Source organism: Pseudomonas sp. PSPC2-3 (assembly GCF_049898265.1).
In the GTDB taxonomy this organism is placed as follows: Bacteria; Pseudomonadota; Gammaproteobacteria; order Pseudomonadales; family Pseudomonadaceae; genus Aquipseudomonas; species Aquipseudomonas veronii.
In genome coordinates, this window is record NZ_JAFCXJ010000008.1 from 1 (window position 1) to 19,698 (window position 19,698).

Genomic DNA, 19,698 nt, shown 5'->3' on the forward strand with positions numbered 1-19,698 from the left:
ACTGCATCATCTGCGCTCGTGAGCATTTTTTGCGAAACACCTCGCGGCCCGACTTATCCTGGCCGTGCAGGTGGAAAGTATGTTTGCCGAGATCGATACCGATCAGTGCTGACTCGCTCATGATGATGGCCTCCGAAAACAAAACACCCCGTGAAAGCGTAGCCCTCACAGGGTGTTGGGGGTGACCATCTCATTAACCGGCCTGAGAAGGCCGGTTTTTTTATGTGCGGGATTCCACTTCAGTCGTTGAAGTCTTCCCAGCCGCCCATCTGTTTCCAACGGTTGACGATGCCGCAGAACAGCTCGGCGGTCTTTTCGGTGTCATAGCGCGCCGAGTGGGCTTCGCGACCGTCAAAGTCGATACCGGCGGCCTGGCAGGCTTTGGCCAATACAGTCTGGCCATAAGCCAGGCCGGCGAGCGTAGCGGTGTCGAAGCTGGAGAACGGGTGGAACGGGTTGCGCTTCATGTCCAGCCGCGCCACGGCGGCATTCAGGAAGCCCAGGTCGAAGCTGCTGTTGTGCCCCACCAGGATCGCGCGTTTGCAGCCATTGGCCTTCAACGCCTTGCGCACGCCACGGAAGATATCGGTCAGTGCTGCTTCTTCACTCACCGCCATGCGCAGTGGGTGATCGAGCTTGATCCCGGTGAATTCCAGGGCCGCGGCTTCGATATTGGCGCCTTCGAACGGCTCGACGCGGAAGAAGTGGGTGTGTTCCGCGAACACAAAACCCTGTTCGTCCATGCCGATGGTGGTCGCGGCGATTTCCAGCAGCGCGTCGGTGGCGCAGTTGAAGCCACCGGTTTCTACGTCGATGACGACCGGCAGATAGCCGCGAAACCGCTCGGCCATCGGGTGACGGGAACCGCCACCGCTGTGCTCGTGTTCGTCATCGTAATGGTCTTCACTCACTTGCTTTCCTCCAGCAGGCGCCAGCGCAGTGTTTCACCGGCGCGCAGCGGGATAACAGTCAGCTCGCCAAACGGCAGGCTGACGGGGGCAGTCCAGTCTTCACGGACCAGGGTGATGCGGTCGGTATTCGCCGGCAGCCCGTAGAAACGCGGGCCGTTGAGGCTGGCGAAGCCTTCGAGTTTGTCCAGGGCGTTGCGTTGGTCGAACGCTTCGGCGTACAGCTCGATCGCCGCATAGGCGGTGTAGCAACCGGCACAACCGCAGGCCGCTTCCTTGGCATGCTGGGCGTGGGGCGCCGAGTCGGTGCCGAGGAAGAACTTCGGGTTGCCGCTGGTCGCAGCGTCCAGCAGGGCCACCTGATGGGTGTTGCGCTTGAGAATCGGCAGGCAATAGAAGTGCGGCCGAATCCCGCCCACCAGCATGTGGTTGCGGTTGTAGAGCAGGTGATGGGCGGTGATGGTCGCGCCAACGTTGGCCGAGGCCTCGGTGACGAACTGCACCGCATCGGCCGTGGTGATGTGTTCGAACACCACCTTGAGGGTCGGAAACAGCTCGACCACCCGGCGCATATGCTCGTCGATGAAGATCTTCTCGCGATCGAACACGTCGACATCGCCGCGGGTGACTTCACCGTGGATCAACAGCGGCATGCCGACTTCGGCCATCGCTTCGATCGCCGGCAGGATCTTGTCGATGCTGGTCACGCCGGAGTCGGAGTTGGTGGTTGCGCCCGCCGGATACAGCTTGGCGGCGTGTACGAAACCGCTGGCCTTGGCCTCGCGGATTTCGTCGGGCTGGGTGCGGTCGGTCAGGTAGAGCACCATCAACGGTTCGAAGCGGCTGCCGGCCGGCCGTACAGCGAGGATGCGCTGGCGATAGGCGTCGGCCTGCGCGGCATTACGCACCGGAGGTACCAGGTTAGGCATGATGATGGCGCGGCCAAACGTGCGCGCAACATCGGCCACGGTGTGGGGCAACGCAGCACCATCGCGAAGATGAATATGCCAGTCGTCGGGACGCAGCAGGGTCAGGCGGTCGGACATTGGGGATTCCAGGCGGGTCAATCTGGTGGGAATGCTACCGGAAAAGACTCTTGCAGGCACTCGCTATCAAGTTTTGCCGGATGCATCCGATAGCCTTTGGTATGCCTTAACGATGTATGACGCTTTGAAGTGTTGTAGAAACCAGTGGAGCCTCCCGTGCGCCAGCATTATCTAGCCCTGCTCAGTGTGTTCGCCAGCCTGCCTGCGATGGCCCTCACGTTCCAGACACGTCTGGAGAATATTGAGTGGAAGGTGGAGGGCGACAAATTCGAGTGCCGCTTGACCCAGCCGATCACCGATTTCGGCTCGGGTGAGTTCGTGCGCCGGGCCGGCGAGCAGGCGACATTCCGTCTGAAAGCCTTTAACGGCTTGCTCGGCGCAGGATCGGCGACCCTGCTGGCGGCGGCTGCGCCATGGCAACCGGGCCGCGGCGATATCAACCTCGGCGCCGTGCGTGCCGGCAGTGGCGATGTCTTGTTCAACAGTTCCCAGGCCCAGGCCGGGCGCCTGTTCAATGGCCTGCTCGAGGGGCGCAGCCCGACCGTGCGGCATTACGGGCGTGAAGGCGGCTATTCGGAAATTCGTCTGTTGCCGGTGAAATTCAACAAAGCCTACAACGACTATCAACTGTGTACCGCCAAGCTGCTGCCGATGAATTACGATCAGGTCAAGCAGACCGAAGTTGGCTTCCCCGGTGGCGGTATCGAGCTGGACGCAGCGGCCAAGCGCAAGCTGGCGGTGATCGTCGAATTCATGAAGGCCGATCCGACGGTCAACCATATCGAATTGAACGGTCACTCCGACAACAGCGGCAATCGCCTGACCAATCGCGATGTCTCGCGCCGTCGCGCATTGGCGGTGATGGACTACTTCAAGGCCAACGGCGTGCCGGAGTCGCAGATCACCATGCGTTTCCACGGTGAAAGCTACCCCTTGGCGCCCAATACCAATGCCGCCAACCGCGCGCGCAATCGGCGCGTCAATATCCAGCTCGAACGCGTGGCCGCCCCCGAGAAACCGGCGGTGCAAGCCAAGGGCCCGAGCAACCCCGCCGCTACGTCATAAGGTGCGACCATTGGTCGCCCGCTCGACATAATCTGTCGCTTTATCTTCATTTGCTGTCGCGCCCCTGTAATTTCGCGGTTTTGATCGGTAGAATCGTTGCCTTTCCGTAAAACCCCGTGGAGTGATGGCATGGCCGACGTAAACAAGGTCGTTCTCGCGTATTCCGGCGGCCTGGACACTTCGGTGATCCTCAAGTGGCTGCAGGATACTTATAACTGTGAAGTGGTGACCTTCACCGCTGACCTGGGTCAGGGCGAAGAGGTCGAACCTGCACGCGCCAAGGCGCAAGCCATGGGCGTCAAAGAGATCTACATTGACGACCTGCGCGAAGAGTTCGTCCGCGATTTCGTTTTCCCGATGTTTCGCGCCAACACCGTCTACGAAGGCGAGTACCTGCTGGGTACCTCCATCGCACGTCCGCTGATCGCCAAGCGCCTGATCGAAATCGCCAACGAAACCGGCGCTGACGCCATTTCCCATGGCGCCACCGGCAAAGGCAACGACCAGGTGCGTTTCGAACTGGGCGCCTATGCCCTCAAGCCGGGCGTGAAAGTGATTGCCCCTTGGCGTGAATGGGACTTGCTGTCCCGTGAAAAACTGATGGATTACGCTGAAAAGCATGGCATTCCGATCGAGCGTCACGGCAAGAAGAAGTCCCCGTACTCGATGGACGCCAACCTGCTGCACATCTCCTATGAAGGCGGCGTGCTGGAAGACACCTGGACCGAGCACGAAGAAGACATGTGGCGTTGGACCGTCTCCCCGGAGAACGCTCCCGACAAGCCGCAGTACCTGGAACTGACCTACCGCAACGGCGACATCGTCGCGCTGGACGGCGTCGAGATGACCCCGGCCACCGTACTGGCGACCCTGAACCGTATCGGCGGCGAACACGGTATCGGCCGTCTCGACATCGTCGAGAACCGTTACGTGGGCATGAAGTCCCGTGGCTGCTACGAAACCCCAGGCGGCACCATCATGCTGCGCGCCCACCGCGCGATCGAGTCGATCACCCTGGACCGCGAAGTGGCTCACCTCAAAGACGAGCTGATGCCCAAGTACGCCAGCCTGATCTACACCGGCTACTGGTGGAGCCCTGAGCGTCTGATGCTGCAACAGATGATCGACGCTTCCCAGGCTCACGTGAACGGCGTTGTGCGCCTGAAGCTGTACAAGGGCAACGTGATCGTCACCGGTCGCAAGTCCGATGAGTCGCTGTTCGACGCCAACATCGCCACCTTCGAAGAAGATGGCGGCGCCTACAACCAGGCGGACGCAGCAGGCTTCATCAAGTTGAATGCACTGCGCATGCGTATTGCGGCCAACAAGGGTCGCAAGTTGTTCTGAGTGTTCCCGTCGAAATGAAAAGTGGCCCCTTGTTCAGGGGCCATTTTTTTTTGCCTGTAAAAAAGGCGCGGCGATCCTGATGTTTAAAGTTGTTTAGGTTTGTTTAAAGTCTATCGAGGTTCGTCGTTTCAGAAAGTTTGATGCCTGGCCCGCCGAGGAATGAATTATTTACACCTGAGTAGGAACTATGTCTTACAGAAAATTCACTCACCAAAGTGCGGCGTAGATGTAAGTCGCGGAAAGTTCTGTAGGAAATTTATGGTGTAAATAAATATGTTGAATGGAACTGAAATCATCAGGCTTTTTTTACCTGTCGGCCCATGCGGTCGCGACATGCAAGGGGCATTTCCTGAAACGGGTGTGCGCTGCGTTTACGGTTGCCCCCCTATTCACCGGATATTTCTCTCAAAATATGTGCGAGCCCGGAAAGGTCTGAAAGGCTCCATAAAACTCGAAACATCTGAGTTGGTGTTTTTTTGTAGGTTAATTCCTATCTCGTTGTGGGTTGGGTCTCTGCTTGCTGTTGCTTGGGGTGGAACGCTATGCCAACTAGGAAACGACTAGGCTATTGTGCTTGCTCTGAATAATTCGAACAGCGAAATTGGACTTTCTCATGAATAAAGTGCTGATCGTGGATGATCATCCCGTCATTCGTCTTGCTGTGCGCATGCTAATGGAGCGTCATGGTTATGAGGTCGTTGCCGAGACCGATAACGGTGTCGATGCGTTGCAACTTGCACGGGAACATATGCCGGACATTGTCATACTGGATATTGGAATTCCCAAACTCGATGGCCTGGAAGTTATCTGCCGGCTGTCGTCCACCAAACAGGCCACACCGTTCAAGGTGCTGGTCCTGACTTCCCAGGCGCCGGGCCATTTCTCCATGCGCTGCATGCAGGCGGGGGCGGCCGGGTACGTGTGCAAGCAGCAGGACCTGACGGAATTGCTGAGTGCCATCAAGGCGGTGCTGTCCGGTTACAGCTACTTTCCCAACCAGGCGCTGAATTCGGTGCGTTCCACCATGGGCAACGCCAGCGAGGCCGACATGGTCGAGCGCCTTTCGGGACGCGAGATGATGGTGTTGCAGCAACTGGCGCGCGGCAAAACCAACAAGGAGATCGCTGACGGCATGTTCCTCAGCAACAAAACCGTCAGCACCTATAAGACACGCTTGCTGCTCAAGCTCAATGCCCGCTCACTGGTCGATCTGATCGAGTTGGCTCAACGCAATGGCCTGGTCTAGAGGAGGGCGCCACCCCATGGCTGGATAGCCAGGCGAATCGGCATAAAAAAGCCTCCGTGAGGGAGGCTTCCGGCCGTTCTCGGCTGATCAGAGGTCGAAATCGTAATCGGCCAGCTGTTTTTGCAAGCGTCGCTCTTCCAGAAGGTTGTCGATGGTGCGGCGTTTGCTTAGATTGGTCTTGGCCACCTCTACAGGTGCTTCCTGCCCATCGTCATCCGACTCGACAAGGTCATCGTCCACTTCCAGTTGTTCTTTGCCAGTGCTCATAACGTTAACTCCGGGCTAAGACTGCCGTTGGCGCTCCTTATAACGATATTCCATGAGCGGGTAAAAAAGATTTTTTCAATCGATAGATCGAAAAAACCTATGATCCCTCAATCGTCCGACGTCTTGTCCTTGTATTCGCACAGGTCTTCGATGCGACAGCTGCCGCAGCGCGGCTTGCGGGCCTGGCAAACGTAGCGCCCGTGAAGGATCAGCCAGTGGTGCGAATCGAGCAGATACGGCTTGGGGACAAACTTCATCAGTTGTTTTTCCACTTCCACCACATTCTTGCCGCGGGCAATGCCGGTGCGGTTGCTCACCCGGAAAATGTGAGTGTCCACGGCCATGGTAAGTTGCCGGAACGCCGTATTGAGCACAACGTTTGCCGTTTTGCGGCCCACGCCTGGCAAAGCCTCCAGCGCTTCGCGGGTTTGCGGCACTTCGCCGCCATGCCGCTCCACCAGTAGGCGGCAGGTCTCGATGACATTTTTCGCCTTGCTGTTGTACAAGCCGATGGTCTTGATGTATTCGGATAAACCTTCCACGCCCAAGGCATGGATCGCTGCCGGCGTGTTCGCCACGGGATACAGTTTGGCCGTGGCCTTGTTGACGCCGACGTCTGTGGATTGGGCCGAGAGAATCACCGCAATCAGCAACTCAAACGGCGTGGAGTAGGCCAGTTCGGTTTTGGGTTCCGGATTGTCTTCGTGGAGCCTGCGGAAAATTTCCAGGCGTTTTGCGGCGTTCATGGGGCAGGCGATTCCTTGCTGGCGGTCAGCGTGATTGTGAAAAATGGGCCCAGGCTTGCAACCCTGCGAGCAATAACCCAAGCAGGATAAACCCGGCCGGCATCAATGTGGTGGCGGCACTGGCGCGTAACAACCCCATGACGAGCATGAGCGCGGCGAACAGGCCGACCAACCGTAGCTGCGCCTTGCGCTGGCCCGCCTCAAAGAAACCATGGTGTTCCAGGACGACGCATTGCACGCTGATCAGCGCAAGGTAGATGCCCAACTGCTGATACAGCGGCAGCGCAAATGCCTGCAACAGTAGCTGCGCACAACTGACCAGTGTCGCGGCGACCATCAAGCTGGCACCCAGCCGCAGGGACGCGCTCAGGCGCGAGCGTACCGCGCGCATGACCAGGCCGTAGAGCGTCACGGTCAGCGCCGACAACGCCAGGAAACTCAGGGCTTTGGGCAGGGTGTCAGTCACCCCGAGCAACGGTGCGAGCAGCGCTGCATTGGCCAGGCCAACGGCTCTAGTCATGGGCGTCGGGCTCCAGCAGGGATGAGCGGTGCTCGTCGAAATAGCGCAAAGCGTCATGGGTGGCGCTGATCACCGCTCGAGAGGTGAGGGTGGCACCGGCTATTTGATCGACGGTCGAGTCTTGCATGTCCGTGCGTGAACGCCCCTTGAATGAAGCCAGCCAAAGGTTGCCGGGCTGGCTGATAAGCCCGCCCAGGCTTGGGGTTTCCGATTGCGCCAGGGTCTTGATGCCCAGCAGCTTGCCGTCGCGGTCAATGGCGATCAGCAGTTCGATCGGGCCGGCATAGCCGCTGGTGCTCAACCGCAGCAGCACCGCGCTGGGTTGGCCCGACAGGCTGACCCGATAGCCACCCAGCAGTTGGCTCTCCTCCAGCGGCTGCGCAGCGATCGGCAGCGGTTGCTCCAGCGGCTGATTGTCATAACGGTCGGCGGGTAGCAGGTCGAGCAGCGCCTGACGCTGCAGGGCCAGGGCCTGGCGCGCGGCGTGATCGGCAGTCAGGTGCTGAAGGGTCAGGATCAGCGTGCCGCCGCCGATAGCGATCAGCAACGCCAGCAGTACGCCTCTGTGCGACTTCATAGGCTGACCGCCGGCTGTTTCGCGGCCACCAGGCGTTCCAGCGCCGGCACGGCCAGGTTCATCAGCAGCACCGCAAAGGCTACACCGTCCGGGTAACCGCCCCACGTGCGAATCAGATACGTCAGCAGGCCCACGCCCACCCCGAACAGCAGCCGGGCCCTGGGGCTTTTTGGGCCGGAGACCGGCTCGGTGACGATAAAAAATGCGCCGAGAAGCGTGGCGCCCGTCAGCAGATGAAACAGCGGCGAGCCGTGGGAGTCAGAGCCCGAGCCATTCCAGCACAGCAGGCTGATCACAAACAGGCTACCCAACATGCCCAAGGGCGCGTGCCAACTGAATACCCGCTGGCGCAACAGCCACAGCCCGCCGGCCAGAAACGCCAGGTTCACCCACTCGCTGCCCTTGCCGCCGACATGCCCAAATGCCGGGTTGCGCGCGAACAGTTCATCGATGGTCAGGCTTTTGTTCAGCCGCAGGGCGTCCAGTGCCGTGGCCTGGGCCCAGGCATCGGGCGCGTCGCGGTGCAGGCCGAATACCTGTTGTGCGCCGGCCAGCAGGTCCATGCCGTGGGTGGTCGGCCAGTGTGTCATGAGTTGCGGAAAAGCCACCAGCATCGACGCATACCCGACCATCGCCGGGTTGAAGGGGTTGCGCTGGCCGCCGTACAGGTGCTTGCCCAGCAGCAGTCCACTGGCCACGGCCGCCACGCACAGCCACCAGGGGCAATAGGGCGGCAGTGCCAGGGCGAGCAGGGTCGCGCTGACCAGGCTGCTCAGATCGCCGCCACGCGCCCCCCGCAGGCGTTGCACGCCCGCATCGACCAGCAGTGCGCAGCCCGTCGCCAGCAACAGATTGATCAACACGCCCCAACCGAACAGCCAGAACATTGCCAGCCCACCCGGCAGTGTCGCCAGCAACACCCGTTGCAGGGCCTGTTGAGGCTCAAGCGTGGCCATGTGCATCCACCTGGCGCTGTGCTGCGTCGAGATTGGCGTGTGCCTCGGCCAGTTGCTGTGGGTCGGCGTTCCGATCCTGGGCTTTCTTCAATTCGGCGCGCCGCATTGCCAGTTGGATCTTGGCGCGCTTTAGATCGGCGGTGTTGGCGGGGGCCGGCGTTGCAGGCGCGGGGTTCACCTCCAGAGCGGCCAATGCCTGCTCCGCGGCTTCGAACTGTTGTTGCAGCACGATCAGTTGCGACTGCTGTTCAAAGGTGGGCGGATGCCCGAATGCCTTCAAGGATTTATGCAACTGCGCACGGCTCATCGCCACGTTGATCTTGGCTTTCTTGATCGCGGCGTCCTGGGCTGCCTGCGCCGCATCGATCGGCACGGCGGCCAACGGCGCGGCCCGCTTGGTGCGGGCCAGGCGTTCGGCCTGTTTGTGTTCTTCTTCCCGTTGCAGGCGCGCGTTGCGTTGCTCAAAGCGTCGCCGTGCGCGGTCTCGCTTCAAGGCGCGCGCGCGGCGCTCGTGGTCGTTGGTCGCCAGGCCGCCGACAATCGGCAGCACCGCCACTAGCGGGCGCATCTCGATGCAATCGACCGGGCAGGGCGCGACGCACAGGTCGCAGCCGGTGCATTCGTCGATGATCACGGTGTGCATCCATTTGGCCGCGCCGACAATTGCATCCACCGGGCAGGCCTGGATGCATTTGGTACAGCCGATGCATTCGGCCTCACGGATGTAGGCAATCTGTGGTGGCGCTTCGCCGCGGCTGGTATCCAGTGCCAGTACCGGCACGTTCAGCAACTGCGCGAGCGCGCCGATCGTTTCCTGCCCGCCGGGCGGGCATTTATTGATGGCTTCGCCTTGGGCGATCCCTTCGGCGTAGGGCTTGCAGCCCGGGTGCCCGCACTTGCCGCATTGGGTTTGCGGGAGCAGCGCGTCGATACGTTGAATCAGGCTCATGCTTTGATCATTGCGTTGAAACCCAGAAAAGCCACCGCCATCAGCCCGGCGCTGATCAGTTCGACCGGCAGGCCGCGGAAGGGCAGCGGGATGTCGTTGTCGGCGATGCGCTGGCGCAAGTCGCTGAACAGGCTCAGCACCAGCCAGAAGCCGAGCCCGGCGCCCACGCTCAGTGCCGCCATGTGCGCCAGCCCCTCATCGTCTTCAATGCCCAGCAACACCACGCCCAGTACCCCGGCGTTGCCCAGCAGCAGCGGCCATAACCCTTCCGTCGGCAGCGTCGGGCGCAGGCGCATGAGCGCGCCGAGCACGGGGCGGATCAGCAGCGCGGTCAGCGGTAAAAACACCCACAGCCGCAGGGCAGTCAACCCCAACGGTTGCAGCACGTAGTGATCCAGCAAATAGGCCAGCACGCCGCTCACTGCCATCAACACGGTGGTGGCAATCCCCAATGCATGCACCCGCGAGCGTGAATGCGCGGCCAATATCGGGTCGACGGCCAACGGCATCTGCAACACGAGGTTGTTGATCAGGGCGGCGCTGACAAGGGTGAGGAGCATATCGGTCATGGGCATGCCGGTTAAGCGAACAGGGCCTGATTATCCGGCAAGCGAGAAGGGGGTACTAGCTGAAAAGCCCTGTCGCCGCGACGACAGGGCTGTTTTGCAGGGCTTACTTGATGCGTTGACCCGGCTTGGCGCCGCTGTCAGGGCTCAGCAGGTAGATTTCTTCGCCGCCGGGGCCGGCCGCCATCACCATGCCTTCGGAAATACCGAACTTCATTTTCCGCGGCTTGAGGTTGGCGATCATCATGGTCAGGCGACCATTGAGCTTGGACGGGTCCGGATAAGCGCTCTTGATCCCGGAGAACACGTTGCGTTGCTCGTCGCCGATATCGAGGGTCAGGCGCAGCAGCTTGTCGGCACCTTCCACGGCTTCGGCCTTGAGAATCAGCGCAACCCGCAGGTCGACGGCGGCAAAGGCGTCGAACTCGATCTCCGGGGACAACGGGTCCTTGACCAGTTCACCGTTGCCAGCCGGGTTCGATTCGCCGGTGTCGGTCGGGCTGGCGACCAGGTCTTCTTTCGACGCGTCGCTCATGGCCTGGACTTTTACCGGGTCGATACGGGTCATCAGCGGCTTGAACTCGTTCAATTGATGGTTGCTGAGCAAGCTGGCGTGGTCGTTCCAGGTCAGCGGCGCGACGTTGAGGAACGCCTCGGCATCCGCGGCCAGCAACGGCAGCACCGGCTTGAGGAAGATCACCAACTGGCGGAACAGGTTGATGCCGGTGGCGCAGATGGCCTGGACTTCCGCCTGCTTGCCTTCCTGCTTGTTCAGCGACCACGGTGCCTTGTCGGCGATCCACGCGTTGGCGCGGTCGGCCAGGCCCATGATCTCGCGCATGGCGCGGGCAAAGTCGCGGGCTTCATAGGCATCGGCGATGCTTGGCGCGGCGGCCAGGAACGCGTCGGTCAGTTCCGGCGCGGCATTCTCGGCCACCAGCACACCGGCGTTGCCCTTGTGGATGAAACCGGCGCAACGGCTGGCGATGTTGACGACTTTGCCGACGAGGTCCGAGTTGACCTTCTGTACGAAGTCTTCCAGGTTCAGGTCAAGATCGTCGACGCCACGGCCCAGCTTGGACGCATAGTAGTAGCGCAGGTATTCCGGCGACAGGTGATCCAGGTAGGTGCGCGCCTTGATGAAGGTGCCACGGGACTTGGACATCTTCTGGCCGTTGACGGTCAGGTAGCCGTGTACGTTGATGCCGGTCGGCTTGCGGTAGCCCGCACCTTCGAGCATCGCCGGCCAGAACAGGGCGTGGAAGTTGACGATGTCCTTGCCGATGAAATGGTACAGCTCGGCGGTGGAGTCCTTGCCCCAGAACGCATCGAAGTCCAGCTCCGGCGTGCGCTTGCACAGGTTCTTGAAGCTGGCCATGTAGCCGATCGGGGCGTCCAGCCACACGTAGAAATACTTGCCCGGCTCGCCTGGGATCTCAAAGCCGAAGTACGGCGCATCGCGGGAAATGTCCCACTGTTGCAGCCCGGCATCCAGCCATTCGGCGATCTTGTTGGCGACGGCGTCCTGCAGGGTGCCGCTGCGCGTCCAGGTTTGCAGCATCTGCTGGAAATCCGGGAGCTTGAAGAAGAAGTGCTGGGAATCCTTGAGCACCGGGGTGGCGCCGGAGATCGCTGACTTGGGGTTCTTCAGGTCGGTGGGGGCGTAGGTGGCACCGCATTTTTCGCAGTTGTCGCCGTACTGGTCCTCGGTGCCGCATTTCGGGCAGGTGCCCTTGATGAAGCGGTCGGCCAGGAACATTTTCTTTTCCGGGTCGAAATACTGCGTGATCGAGCGCGTGGCAATGTGCCCGGCGTCCTTCAACCGCAGGTAGATCTGGCTCGACAGTTCGCGGTTTTCGTCGGCGTGGGTCGAATGGAAGTTGTCGAAGTCGACCAGGAACTCGGCAAAGTCGGCGCTGTGTTCAGCCTGCACATTGGCGATCAGTTGTTCCGGGGTGATGCCTTCCTTTTCGGCGCGCAACATGATGGCCGAACCGTGGGCGTCGTCCGCGCAGACATAGATGCATTGATTGCCGCGATGCTTCTGGAAGCGCACCCACATGTCGGTCTGGATGTACTCAAGCATATGGCCAAGATGGATGGAACCATTGGCATAGGGCAGGGCGCTGGTGACGAGGATCTTGCGTGGCTCGGACATGGGGCTCGGCTACTCGATGAAACGGAGGTCGGCCACTATAAAGCGCCGGCAAATATATTTCACCCCGTGGCGCTGTTTCAGCATCTTCCCAACCTGCGAAAGCATGCCGTTAAGCCGCTGGAACGGTTAGGATAGCCGCCTGTTTCAGTCAGTCTTTTTCGGGAGTAGCCCATGAGCGCCGTTAATCGCGCAGCGGTGGAAGCCGTTCTTCGCCAGTACACCGACCCCTATTTGAACCAGGATCCGGTCAGTGCCGGTTGTGTCCGCGCCATCGAGATCCAGGGCGACCAGGTGTCGGTCCGGATGGAGCTGGGCTATGCCGCCGGTCTGTTCAAGAGCGGCTGGGCGCAGATGCTGCAAATGGCCATCGAAGGCCTCGACGGCGTGCGTTCCGCCAAGGTCGACATTCAGTGCGTGATCGCGCCGCACAAGGCCCAGGCGCAGATCCCCGGCCTGGCCAATGTGAAGAATGTGGTGGCCGTGGCCTCCGGCAAGGGCGGCGTGGGCAAATCCACCACGGCGGCCAACCTGGCGCTGGCGCTGGCGCGCGAAGGCGCCCGCGTGGGGATTCTCGACGCGGATATCTACGGCCCGAGCCAGGGCGTGATGTTCGGTATTGCCGAGGGCGCCCGCCCGAAAATCAAGGACCAGAAGTGGTTCGTGCCCATCGAGTCGCTGGGCGTGGAAGTGATGTCCATGGCGTTCCTGACCGACGACAACACGCCGATGGTGTGGCGCGGGCCGATGGTTTCCGGCGCCTTGCTGCAACTGGTGACCCAGACCGCCTGGGGCGATTTGGACTACCTGGTGATCGACATGCCGCCAGGCACCGGTGACATCCAGCTGACCCTGGCGCAAAAAGTCCCGGTGGCCGGTGCGGTGATCGTGACCACGCCGCAGGACCTGGCGTTGCTGGACGCGAAGAAAGGCGTGGAAATGTTCCGCAAGGTCAACATCCCGGTGCTGGGCGTCGTGGAAAACATGGCGGTTCACATCTGCTCCAACTGTGGCCATGCCGAGCACCTGTTCGGTGAGGGGGGCGGCGAGAAGTTGGCGACCCAGTACGGCGTCGAACTGCTGGCCTCGCTGCCGCTGGCGATGGTGATTCGCGAACAGGCCGATGGTGGCAAACCGACAGTGGCGGCCGAGCCTGATGGCCAGATCGCCATGGTTTATCAGGAACTGGCGCGTCACGTGGGCGCGCGGATTGTCCTGCAAGAAGCGGCTTCACCGGCCATGCCGACGATTACAGTCAGCGACGACTGAGTCATTCGCAGGAAACAAGCCCCGCTATTGTCGGGGCTTTTTCTTGTCCGCCGAACGGCCAGGTATCGCTTGCCAGGCTCTTACGCAGTTGCTCGTGTAAGCATTTGCTTACTCTCGCGTAAGTGTTTGGTTTTTTTTGCGTTCCTGGACGTCGCGAATTGTCTGGCCATATTTCTAATCAATTGAAATATAACAATTATTTATTGGCTCGCGAGAGCGAAAGCTCGGCAGGCGACGGGTTGGGTTGCGTTGTACTTCCCTGGGAACTGGTTACTATCAGTCCTGTGTCCACGGATTGACACAGCCATCAAGGAACGATGGTTTGAAGGAACGTCGCAGGATGCGATTCATCAGGATGATGAAAAAGGAATACAGGGACTAGGGAAAAAATGTGGGCGGGTCATACCGCCCCTTTTTTCGCCTGCAGAAAAGTGAAATGCCTGCCCCTGAACGCAAAAAAGGCCCGCAAGGGGCCTTTTTTGTTGGGCTGCGGCGCTGTCAGCGCTCGAGATCCTTGATCTTGCCTTTTACGCCATCCCACTCTTCCGCATCCGGCAGCGACTCTTTCTTCTCCGTGATGTTCGGCCAGATTTCCGCCAGTTCGACGTTCAACTGGATAAATTCCTGCATATCTTCCGGGACCTCGTCCTCGGAGAAAATAGCGACGGCCGGGCATTCAGGTTCACACAGGGCGCAGTCAATGCACTCATCCGGGTGGATCACCAGGAAATTCGGGCCTTCGTAGAAGCAGTCCACCGGACAGACTTCTACGCAGTCGGTGTATTTGCACTTGATGCAGTTGTCGGTGACGACGAAGGTCATTTCTAATTTTCTCCTCAGGCGGCGGCAGCGAAACCCCTTATGGTGGGGCCCGCGAGGTTTGAGAGCGATAATCTGCGAGCCAGGCTAAAAGCCCGCAGCATCCCAAACCGCGCGAGATAATATCAGCTTGCAAGCGTCTGCGTTAGATCTGTGTCTTCAGTGTATAGAGCATTTCCAGCGCTTTTCGCGGTGTCAAGTCGTCCAGGTCAAGTTTTGCCAATTCATCCAGCACCGGATGGGGCAGGCTGGCAAACATATCGCTCTGGTGTGGCGCGTTGGATTTGCTGTTGCTCTTCTTCGGGCTGGCGACCACGGTGTCGTGGGGCAGGGCGGTGGCTTCCAGGCGGCTGAGGTGCTCGCGGGCGCGGCTGATCACGTCGTTCGGCACACCGGCCAACTGCGCCACGGCCAGGCCGTAACTCTGGCTGGCCGGCCCTGGCAGCACATGGTGCAGGAACACGATACGTTCGTTGTGCTCGGTGGCATTGAGATGCACGTTGGCCACCAGCGGCTCGCTTTCCGGCAGCACGGTCAGTTCGAAGTAGTGGGTGGCGAACAGCGTATAGGCGCGCAGGTGCGCCAGGCGCTCGGCCGCCGCCCAGGCCAGGGACAGGCCGTCGAACGTGCTGGTGCCGCGACCGACTTCGTCCATCAGCACCAGGCTGCGCTCGGTGGCGTTGTGCAGGATGTTCGCGGTTTCGCTCATCTCCACCATAAAGGTCGAGCGGCCGCCGGCGAGGTCATCGCTGGAACCGATCCGCGTGAAGATGCGGTCCACCAGGGACAGCTCGCAACTGGCCGCTGGCACAAAGCTGCCGATATGCGCGAGCAACACGATCAATGCGGTCTGGCGCATGTAGGTGGATTTACCGCCCATATTCGGACCGGTGATCACCAGCATGCGGGTTTCGTCATCCAGCGACAGATCGTTAGCGACAAACGGCGTGGTCAATACCTGCTCCACCACCGGGTGGCGCCCCTGCACGATACGCATGCAGGGTTCGCTGACAAACCGCGGGCAGTTCAAGTCAAGGTTCAGCGCACGCTCGGCCAGGTTGCTCAGCACATCCAGCTCGGCCAGGGCGGCGGCGGTGTCTTGCAGTGGCGCGAGGCGGCTGATCAAGTCTTCGAGCAACGCTTCATACAGCATCTTTTCCCGCGCCAAGGCCCGGCTCTTGGCCGACAGCGCTTTATCTTCGAACGCTTTCAGCTCGGGGGTGATGAAGCGTTCGGCACCTTTAAGGGTTTGACGACGTTGATAGTCGATGGGCGCCTGCTCGGCCTGCTTGCTCGGCAACTCGATGAAGTAGCCATGCACACGGTTGTAGCCGACCTTCAGGTTGGCCAGGCCGGTGCGGGCTTTTTCGCGGGCTTCCAGGTCGATCAGGAACTGCCCGGCGTTTTCGCTCAGGGACTGCAGTTCATCCAGTTCGCTGTCGTAACCGGTCTTGAGTACGCCGCCGTCGCGGATGATCGCCGGCGGGTTGTCGATAATGGCTTTTTCCAGCAGGGCCGCGAGGTCCGGGTAGGTGCCGGTGGTGACGGCCAGCTGTTGCAGGTGCGGCGTGTCCAGTTCGGTCATCGCCGCTTGCAACTGCGGCAGGGCGCCGAGGGCATCGCGCAGGCGCGCCAGGTCGCGCGGGCGTGCGTTGCGCAGGCCGATCCGCGCGAGGATGCGCTCGATATCGCCGATTTCTTTCAACTGTGGCTGCAGCTTTTCGAAGCGATAGCCGTCGAGCAGGCAGGTAATCGACGTCTGCCGCGCTTGCAGCACCGTCAGGTCGCGCAACGGACGGTTCAGCCAGCGCGTCAGCAAGCGGCTGCCCATGGCGGTCTGGCAACGGTCGACCACCGATTGCAGGGTGTTGTCGCGCCCGCCCGCCAGGTTGGTGTCCAGCTCCAGGTTGCGACGGCTGGCGCCGTCGAGCACCACGGTATCGTCCAGGCGCTCATGGCGCAGGCTGCGCAAGTGCGGCAGGGCGGTGCGCTGGGTTTCCTTGGCGTAGCTGAGCAGGCAACCGGCGGCGCCGATGGCCAGGGTCAGGGTTTCGCAACCGAAGCCCTTGAGGTCCTGCACGGCGAACTGCTGGCACAGACTTTTCAGCGCCGAATCGCGCTCGAAATCCCACGGCGCGCGACGCTTGGTCCCACGACGACGTTCCGCCGGCAGGTCCTTTGGCCAATCATCCGGGATCATCAGCTCCACCGGATTGATACGCTCCAGCTCCGCCAGCAGGTTCTCCCAGCCTTTGGTCTCCATCACGCTGAAGTTGCCGCTGGTGATATCCAGCACCGCCAGGCCGAACAAGCGCTCGTCGCCGAGCACCGCAGCGATCAGGTTATCGCGACGCTCATCGAGCAGCGCCTCATCACTCACCGTCCCCGGCGTAATAATACGCACCACCTGACGCTCAACCGGCCCTTTGCTGGTGGCCGGGTCGCCGATCTGCTCGCAGATCACCACCGACTCGCCCAGCTTCACCAGCTTGACGAGGTAGCCTTCCAACGAATGGTAAGGAATCCCACACATCGGAATCGACTGCCCCGCCGACTGCCCACGCGCGGTCAGGGTGATGTCCAGCAACTTGGCGGCTTTCTTCGCGTCTTCGTAGAAGATCTCGTAGAAATCGCCCATGCGATAGAACATCAACTGATCAGGGTGCTGGTTTTTCAGGCGCCAGTACTGCTGCATCATTGGGGTGTGGGAGGACAGATCGGAAGTGGTTTTACTCATCAGATAATTAGCGAATTCGTTAAAAGGAGTGGCAAAGGGGGCACTTGGCCCGGCTGATTTTGCGATGGCGGCAAGGTTAACACGCGAGGTCGACCCTTCGCAGGCCTGCTCAAAAGACACGGTGAGTGCATAAAAATGCATGGTCAATGCAAATTAGCATTTGCCAAGCTTCAAATCTGTCGTCACTATCCGCTTTATGCAAAAACGCAACGTTTCTATCGTCTTAAGAGAATTGCTGGACCGCGACCGGATCTCCCCCACGGAGCTTCACCGGCGTACCGGCGTGCCTCAATCCACGCTGTCCCGGATCCTCAGCGGCAAGATCGTTGACCCCTCGGACAAGCATATTTCGCGCATTGCCGAGTACTTCCGCGTCAGCACCGACCAACTGCGCGGGCGCGCGGCGGTGGGCGTTTCGCGGGATGAAGGGCGCGACCCGATGCATTCGGAACTCAAGGACATAAGCCTGTGGGATGACGACACCCCCGTGAATGACGACGAGGTGTCGATCCCCTTTCTGCGTGAGGTTGAATTGGCTGCTGGATCAGGAAGATTCGTCATCGAGGAAAGCGAGAAGGCCAGCCTGCGGTTCGGCAAGCGCAGCCTGCGGCATAACGGTGTGCAGTTCGACCAGGCCAAGTGTGTGACGGTGCGCGGTAACAGCATGTTGCCGGTGCTGCGTGATGGCGCGACGGTGGGGGTGAATGCGGGCAAGAGTGCGATTGGCGACATCGTCGATGGCGACTTGTACGCCATCAATCACAATGGTCAGTTGCGGGTCAAACAGCTCTATCGCCTGCCTTCCGGGATTCGCCTGCGCAGTTTCAACCGCGATGAACACCCGGACGAAGACTACAGCTTCCAGGACATCCAGGATGAACAGATCAGCATCCTCGGTCATGTCTTCTGGTGGGGCATGTACGCCCGTTAACCTTTTTGTGTAAGACGAAGCCCGCCAATCAGCGGGCTTTTTTTCGTCTGTAGAAAGGCATCAAACCCTTTGCCAGTAAGGCTTACAATGCATCAATGCATTTCTTCTGCAAAAATAAATGCATTTGTGCATTGACTGTATATGCATACATGCATATTCTTTGTCTCAAGCCGGCCAACAAGGCTCGGTGGAGGCGGCAAGGATGCTGCCAGGAACGACAAGGAAGGCACGCAACATCGGCACGGACGCCATCGAAGCGATGGCAGGGATGCCAGGTAACACCGGCAAGGATGCCGACGCTCTTTAGTTTCACCGTTTTACAAGAATAGGCAGCGATGAACCGGCCTTGACGGTTCAGAGGGTTGGCAACTGACCCGGGTGTGCAGCGTAAAGCACCAGAAGCAGTTATCCGGCAGACAGGGATCGTGGTCGGAAAAACATTGAGGAAAGATCCGTACCGCGCCAGTAGCGCCGAAAGATCGAGTACCCAGCCTCACCCATACTGTTCCTTTTGAAGGCGTCTTTTGTCGCCATGCGGCGTTGCCGCTCAACAACAGCCACTCCTCACAAGAGGATCGTATGGGTGAGGCTGGGCACAGGACCGCATTACTGAAAAGCCCGGGCAACCGGGCTTTTTGGAATGCCTACCTATAAATGGATTTACCCAAACGCCGGCATTTTGCCGGCATTGCTCAGCCAGGAGGCGTGACATGACAAACGAGCAGCAAGCGTTAGCGGAAATGCCTATCTGGCTGGTGATCGTACTGGCGCTGATCGGCGGAGTTTCTGGCGAAATGTGGCGCGCCGACAAGGAGGGCGCCCGTGGTTGGTCGCTGATCCGGCGCCTCGCGTTGCGGTCTGGGGCGTGCATGGTCTGCGGGGTCTCGGCGTTGATGCTGTTGTACGCCGCCGGCATGTCGATCTGGACCGCCGGCGCCCTCGGCTGCCTGACAGCGATGGCCGGTGCAGACGTCGCCATTGGCCTTTATGAACGTTGGGCGGCCAAGCGCATTGGCGTCGACGAGGCCCCGCCCTCCCGCCCGGATCAGCAGTAACCGCTGCAAGGACGCGACTGATGACATCTATCGAAAAACCTTCCCAACTGCCCATCGCAATTGGCGAAGCGCTCAAGGGCGCCTTCCCACAATTGCGTGTGGGCAACCACCAGGACTTCCAGGGCACCGGGGATAAAACCGGCGTGCTGATTACCGTGGAACGCAACGGCCCCGGCGTTCGATCCCTTGAAGGGCGTAAGGCCCATGCACTGTCGGTGTCACTCGTGGCCAGGGTTGCCAGTGGTTCGGCGCCTTACGACGCCTGCGACCTGGCCAGTCAATTGATGGATTTGGCCCTCGATAATCGCTGGGGCCTGCCGTCGGACCAGTGTGACCTGCCAAGCGCCATCGTCGCGGCGCCGACCCTACAGGGCAGTGCCGAAACCGACTACGACAGTTGGACAGTGTCCTTCACCCAAAACATCTACCTCGGCTCGCCGATACTCGAAGACCCCACCGGAAAACCGCTGTTTGCCTGCACGTGGGAAGTCTCGAATATCGACGATCCTGACCAATACCGACCCTTGCAGGAGTAGTCC

18 protein-coding genes and 2 pseudogenes are annotated in these 19,698 nt (G+C 60.4%); 7 read left to right on the forward strand and 13 right to left on the reverse strand.

Features of this window, described 5'->3' with window-relative positions:
* The 3 genes and pseudogenes from ACP7E3_RS18560 to pyrC form a co-directional block, all read right to left on the reverse strand.
* Positions 1 to 121 (reverse strand): annotated as a pseudogene (locus ACP7E3_RS18560) (IS110 family transposase); the annotation flags it as partial.
* A 118-nt stretch (positions 122 to 239) separates the two neighbouring features.
* Complete coding sequence (gene rnt, locus ACP7E3_RS18565) at positions 240 to 911, reverse strand: ribonuclease T (RefSeq protein WP_017844623.1); 672 nt, start codon at positions 909 to 911, stop codon at positions 240 to 242.
* Positions 908 to 1,954, reverse strand: a complete 1,047-nt coding sequence (gene pyrC, locus ACP7E3_RS18570; RefSeq protein ID WP_017844624.1) for a dihydroorotase — start codon at positions 1,952 to 1,954, stop codon at positions 908 to 910. Before pyrC ends, rnt begins: the two co-directional genes overlap by 4 nt.
* A gap of 156 nt (positions 1,955 to 2,110) precedes the next feature.
* On the opposite strand from pyrC, the gene ACP7E3_RS18575 reads away from it, so the two are divergent.
* From ACP7E3_RS18575 to ACP7E3_RS18585, 3 genes are all read left to right on the forward strand, one after another.
* The gene (locus tag ACP7E3_RS18575) at positions 2,111 to 3,019 is read left to right on the forward strand and encodes a flagellar protein MotY (RefSeq protein WP_057005827.1); all 909 of its coding nucleotides are present in this window, start codon (positions 2,111 to 2,113) and stop codon (positions 3,017 to 3,019) included.
* Positions 3,020 to 3,148: 129 nt separating this feature from the next.
* The gene (locus ACP7E3_RS18580) at positions 3,149 to 4,366 is read left to right on the forward strand and encodes an argininosuccinate synthase (protein ID WP_017844626.1); all 1,218 of its coding nucleotides are present in this window, start codon (positions 3,149 to 3,151) and stop codon (positions 4,364 to 4,366) included.
* 613 nt (positions 4,367 to 4,979) lie between these two features.
* On the forward strand, positions 4,980 to 5,612 hold the full coding sequence (locus tag ACP7E3_RS18585) for a response regulator transcription factor (RefSeq protein ID WP_017844627.1): 633 nt from the start codon (positions 4,980 to 4,982) through the stop codon (positions 5,610 to 5,612).
* Between the two features lie 87 nt (positions 5,613 to 5,699).
* Here the strand turns inward: ACP7E3_RS18585 and ACP7E3_RS18590 are convergent, their stop codons facing one another.
* The 8 genes and pseudogenes from ACP7E3_RS18590 to metG form a co-directional block, all read right to left on the reverse strand.
* Positions 5,700 to 5,879, reverse strand: coding sequence for a PA3496 family putative envelope integrity protein (locus tag ACP7E3_RS18590; protein ID WP_017844628.1), 180 nt, complete (start codon positions 5,877 to 5,879; stop codon positions 5,700 to 5,702).
* A gap of 107 nt (positions 5,880 to 5,986) precedes the next feature.
* Positions 5,987 to 6,625: an endonuclease III gene (nth, locus tag ACP7E3_RS18595; RefSeq protein ID WP_046384541.1), complete on the reverse strand. Its 639-nt coding sequence runs from the start codon at positions 6,623 to 6,625 to the stop codon at positions 5,987 to 5,989.
* A gap of 25 nt (positions 6,626 to 6,650) precedes the next feature.
* Complete coding sequence (locus tag ACP7E3_RS18600) at positions 6,651 to 7,145, reverse strand: Rnf-Nqr domain containing protein (protein ID WP_426124014.1); 495 nt, start codon at positions 7,143 to 7,145, stop codon at positions 6,651 to 6,653.
* The gene (locus ACP7E3_RS18605; RefSeq protein WP_426124016.1) at positions 7,138 to 7,722 is read right to left on the reverse strand and encodes an RnfABCDGE type electron transport complex subunit G; all 585 of its coding nucleotides are present in this window, start codon (positions 7,720 to 7,722) and stop codon (positions 7,138 to 7,140) included. Before ACP7E3_RS18605 ends, ACP7E3_RS18600 begins: the two co-directional genes overlap by 8 nt.
* Complete coding sequence (locus ACP7E3_RS18610) at positions 7,719 to 8,678, reverse strand: RnfABCDGE type electron transport complex subunit D (protein WP_057005821.1); 960 nt, start codon at positions 8,676 to 8,678, stop codon at positions 7,719 to 7,721. The genes ACP7E3_RS18605 and ACP7E3_RS18610 overlap by 4 nt, the downstream gene beginning before the upstream one ends.
* A 556-nt stretch (positions 8,679 to 9,234) precedes the next feature.
* Positions 9,235 to 9,606, reverse strand: a pseudogene (gene rsxB / locus ACP7E3_RS18615) (electron transport complex subunit RsxB); the annotation flags it as partial.
* 17 nt (positions 9,607 to 9,623) lie between these two features.
* On the reverse strand, positions 9,624 to 10,196 hold the full coding sequence (locus ACP7E3_RS18620; RefSeq protein WP_057005819.1) for an electron transport complex protein RnfA: 573 nt from the start codon (positions 10,194 to 10,196) through the stop codon (positions 9,624 to 9,626).
* Positions 10,197 to 10,299: 103 nt separating this feature from the next.
* A complete protein-coding gene (gene metG, locus ACP7E3_RS18625) occupies positions 10,300 to 12,351 on the reverse strand; it encodes a methionine--tRNA ligase (protein WP_108525860.1) in 2,052 nt (683 codons plus the stop codon).
* Positions 12,352 to 12,522: 171 nt separating this feature from the next.
* Between metG and apbC the strand changes: the two genes are divergently transcribed.
* Positions 12,523 to 13,617: an iron-sulfur cluster carrier protein ApbC gene (gene apbC, locus ACP7E3_RS18630; protein WP_426124019.1), complete on the forward strand. Its 1,095-nt coding sequence runs from the start codon at positions 12,523 to 12,525 to the stop codon at positions 13,615 to 13,617.
* Between the two features lie 498 nt (positions 13,618 to 14,115).
* Here the strand turns inward: apbC and fdxA are convergent, their stop codons facing one another.
* Positions 14,116 to 14,439, reverse strand: a complete 324-nt coding sequence (gene fdxA, locus ACP7E3_RS18635) for a ferredoxin FdxA (protein ID WP_003222178.1) — start codon at positions 14,437 to 14,439, stop codon at positions 14,116 to 14,118.
* A 142-nt stretch (positions 14,440 to 14,581) separates the two neighbouring features.
* Positions 14,582 to 17,173: a DNA mismatch repair protein MutS gene (mutS, locus tag ACP7E3_RS18640; RefSeq protein WP_057005817.1), complete on the reverse strand. Its 2,592-nt coding sequence runs from the start codon at positions 17,171 to 17,173 to the stop codon at positions 14,582 to 14,584.
* A gap of 196 nt (positions 17,174 to 17,369) precedes the next feature.
* Between mutS and ACP7E3_RS18645 the strand changes: the two genes are divergently transcribed.
* From ACP7E3_RS18645 to ACP7E3_RS18655, 3 genes are all read left to right on the forward strand, one after another.
* On the forward strand, positions 17,370 to 18,104 hold the full coding sequence (locus ACP7E3_RS18645; RefSeq protein ID WP_026139757.1) for a LexA family transcriptional regulator: 735 nt from the start codon (positions 17,370 to 17,372) through the stop codon (positions 18,102 to 18,104).
* Positions 18,105 to 18,814: 710 nt separating this feature from the next.
* The gene (locus ACP7E3_RS18650; protein WP_017844641.1) at positions 18,815 to 19,159 is read left to right on the forward strand and encodes a phage holin family protein; all 345 of its coding nucleotides are present in this window, start codon (positions 18,815 to 18,817) and stop codon (positions 19,157 to 19,159) included.
* Between the two features lie 20 nt (positions 19,160 to 19,179).
* Positions 19,180 to 19,695, forward strand: a complete 516-nt coding sequence (locus tag ACP7E3_RS18655) for a hypothetical protein (RefSeq protein ID WP_426124021.1) — start codon at positions 19,180 to 19,182, stop codon at positions 19,693 to 19,695.
* The last annotated feature ends 3 nt before the right edge of the window (positions 19,696 to 19,698 follow it).

What these genes read in the sequence shown, in the direction of transcription:
- pyrC (WP_017844624.1), bottom strand. Translation starts at nt 1,954, where the DNA reads ATGTCCGACCGCCTGACCCTGCTGCGTCCCGACGACTGGCATATTCAT.
- ACP7E3_RS18580 (WP_017844626.1), top strand. Translation starts at nt 3,149, where the DNA reads ATGGCCGACGTAAACAAGGTCGTTCTCGCGTATTCCGGCGGCCTGGAC.
- ACP7E3_RS18585 (WP_017844627.1), top strand. Translation starts at nt 4,980, where the DNA reads ATGAATAAAGTGCTGATCGTGGATGATCATCCCGTCATTCGTCTTGCT.
- ACP7E3_RS18590 (WP_017844628.1), bottom strand. Translation starts at nt 5,879, where the DNA reads ATGAGCACTGGCAAAGAACAACTGGAAGTGGACGATGACCTTGTCGAG.
- nth (WP_046384541.1), bottom strand. Translation starts at nt 6,625, where the DNA reads ATGAACGCCGCAAAACGCCTGGAAATTTTCCGCAGGCTCCACGAAGAC.
- ACP7E3_RS18600 (WP_426124014.1), bottom strand. Translation starts at nt 7,145, where the DNA reads ATGACTAGAGCCGTTGGCCTGGCCAATGCAGCGCTGCTCGCACCGTTG.
- ACP7E3_RS18605 (WP_426124016.1), bottom strand. Translation starts at nt 7,722, where the DNA reads ATGAAGTCGCACAGAGGCGTACTGCTGGCGTTGCTGATCGCTATCGGC.
- ACP7E3_RS18610 (WP_057005821.1), bottom strand. Translation starts at nt 8,678, where the DNA reads ATGGCCACGCTTGAGCCTCAACAGGCCCTGCAACGGGTGTTGCTGGCG.
- ACP7E3_RS18620 (WP_057005819.1), bottom strand. Translation starts at nt 10,196, where the DNA reads ATGACCGATATGCTCCTCACCCTTGTCAGCGCCGCCCTGATCAACAAC.
- metG (WP_108525860.1), bottom strand. Translation starts at nt 12,351, where the DNA reads ATGTCCGAGCCACGCAAGATCCTCGTCACCAGCGCCCTGCCCTATGCC.
- apbC (WP_426124019.1), top strand. Translation starts at nt 12,523, where the DNA reads ATGAGCGCCGTTAATCGCGCAGCGGTGGAAGCCGTTCTTCGCCAGTAC.
- fdxA (WP_003222178.1), bottom strand. Translation starts at nt 14,439, where the DNA reads ATGACCTTCGTCGTCACCGACAACTGCATCAAGTGCAAATACACCGAC.
- mutS (WP_057005817.1), bottom strand. Translation starts at nt 17,173, where the DNA reads ATGAGTAAAACCACTTCCGATCTGTCCTCCCACACCCCAATGATGCAG.
- ACP7E3_RS18645 (WP_026139757.1), top strand. Translation starts at nt 17,370, where the DNA reads ATGCAAAAACGCAACGTTTCTATCGTCTTAAGAGAATTGCTGGACCGC.
- ACP7E3_RS18650 (WP_017844641.1), top strand. Translation starts at nt 18,815, where the DNA reads ATGACAAACGAGCAGCAAGCGTTAGCGGAAATGCCTATCTGGCTGGTG.
- ACP7E3_RS18655 (WP_426124021.1), top strand. Translation starts at nt 19,180, where the DNA reads ATGACATCTATCGAAAAACCTTCCCAACTGCCCATCGCAATTGGCGAA.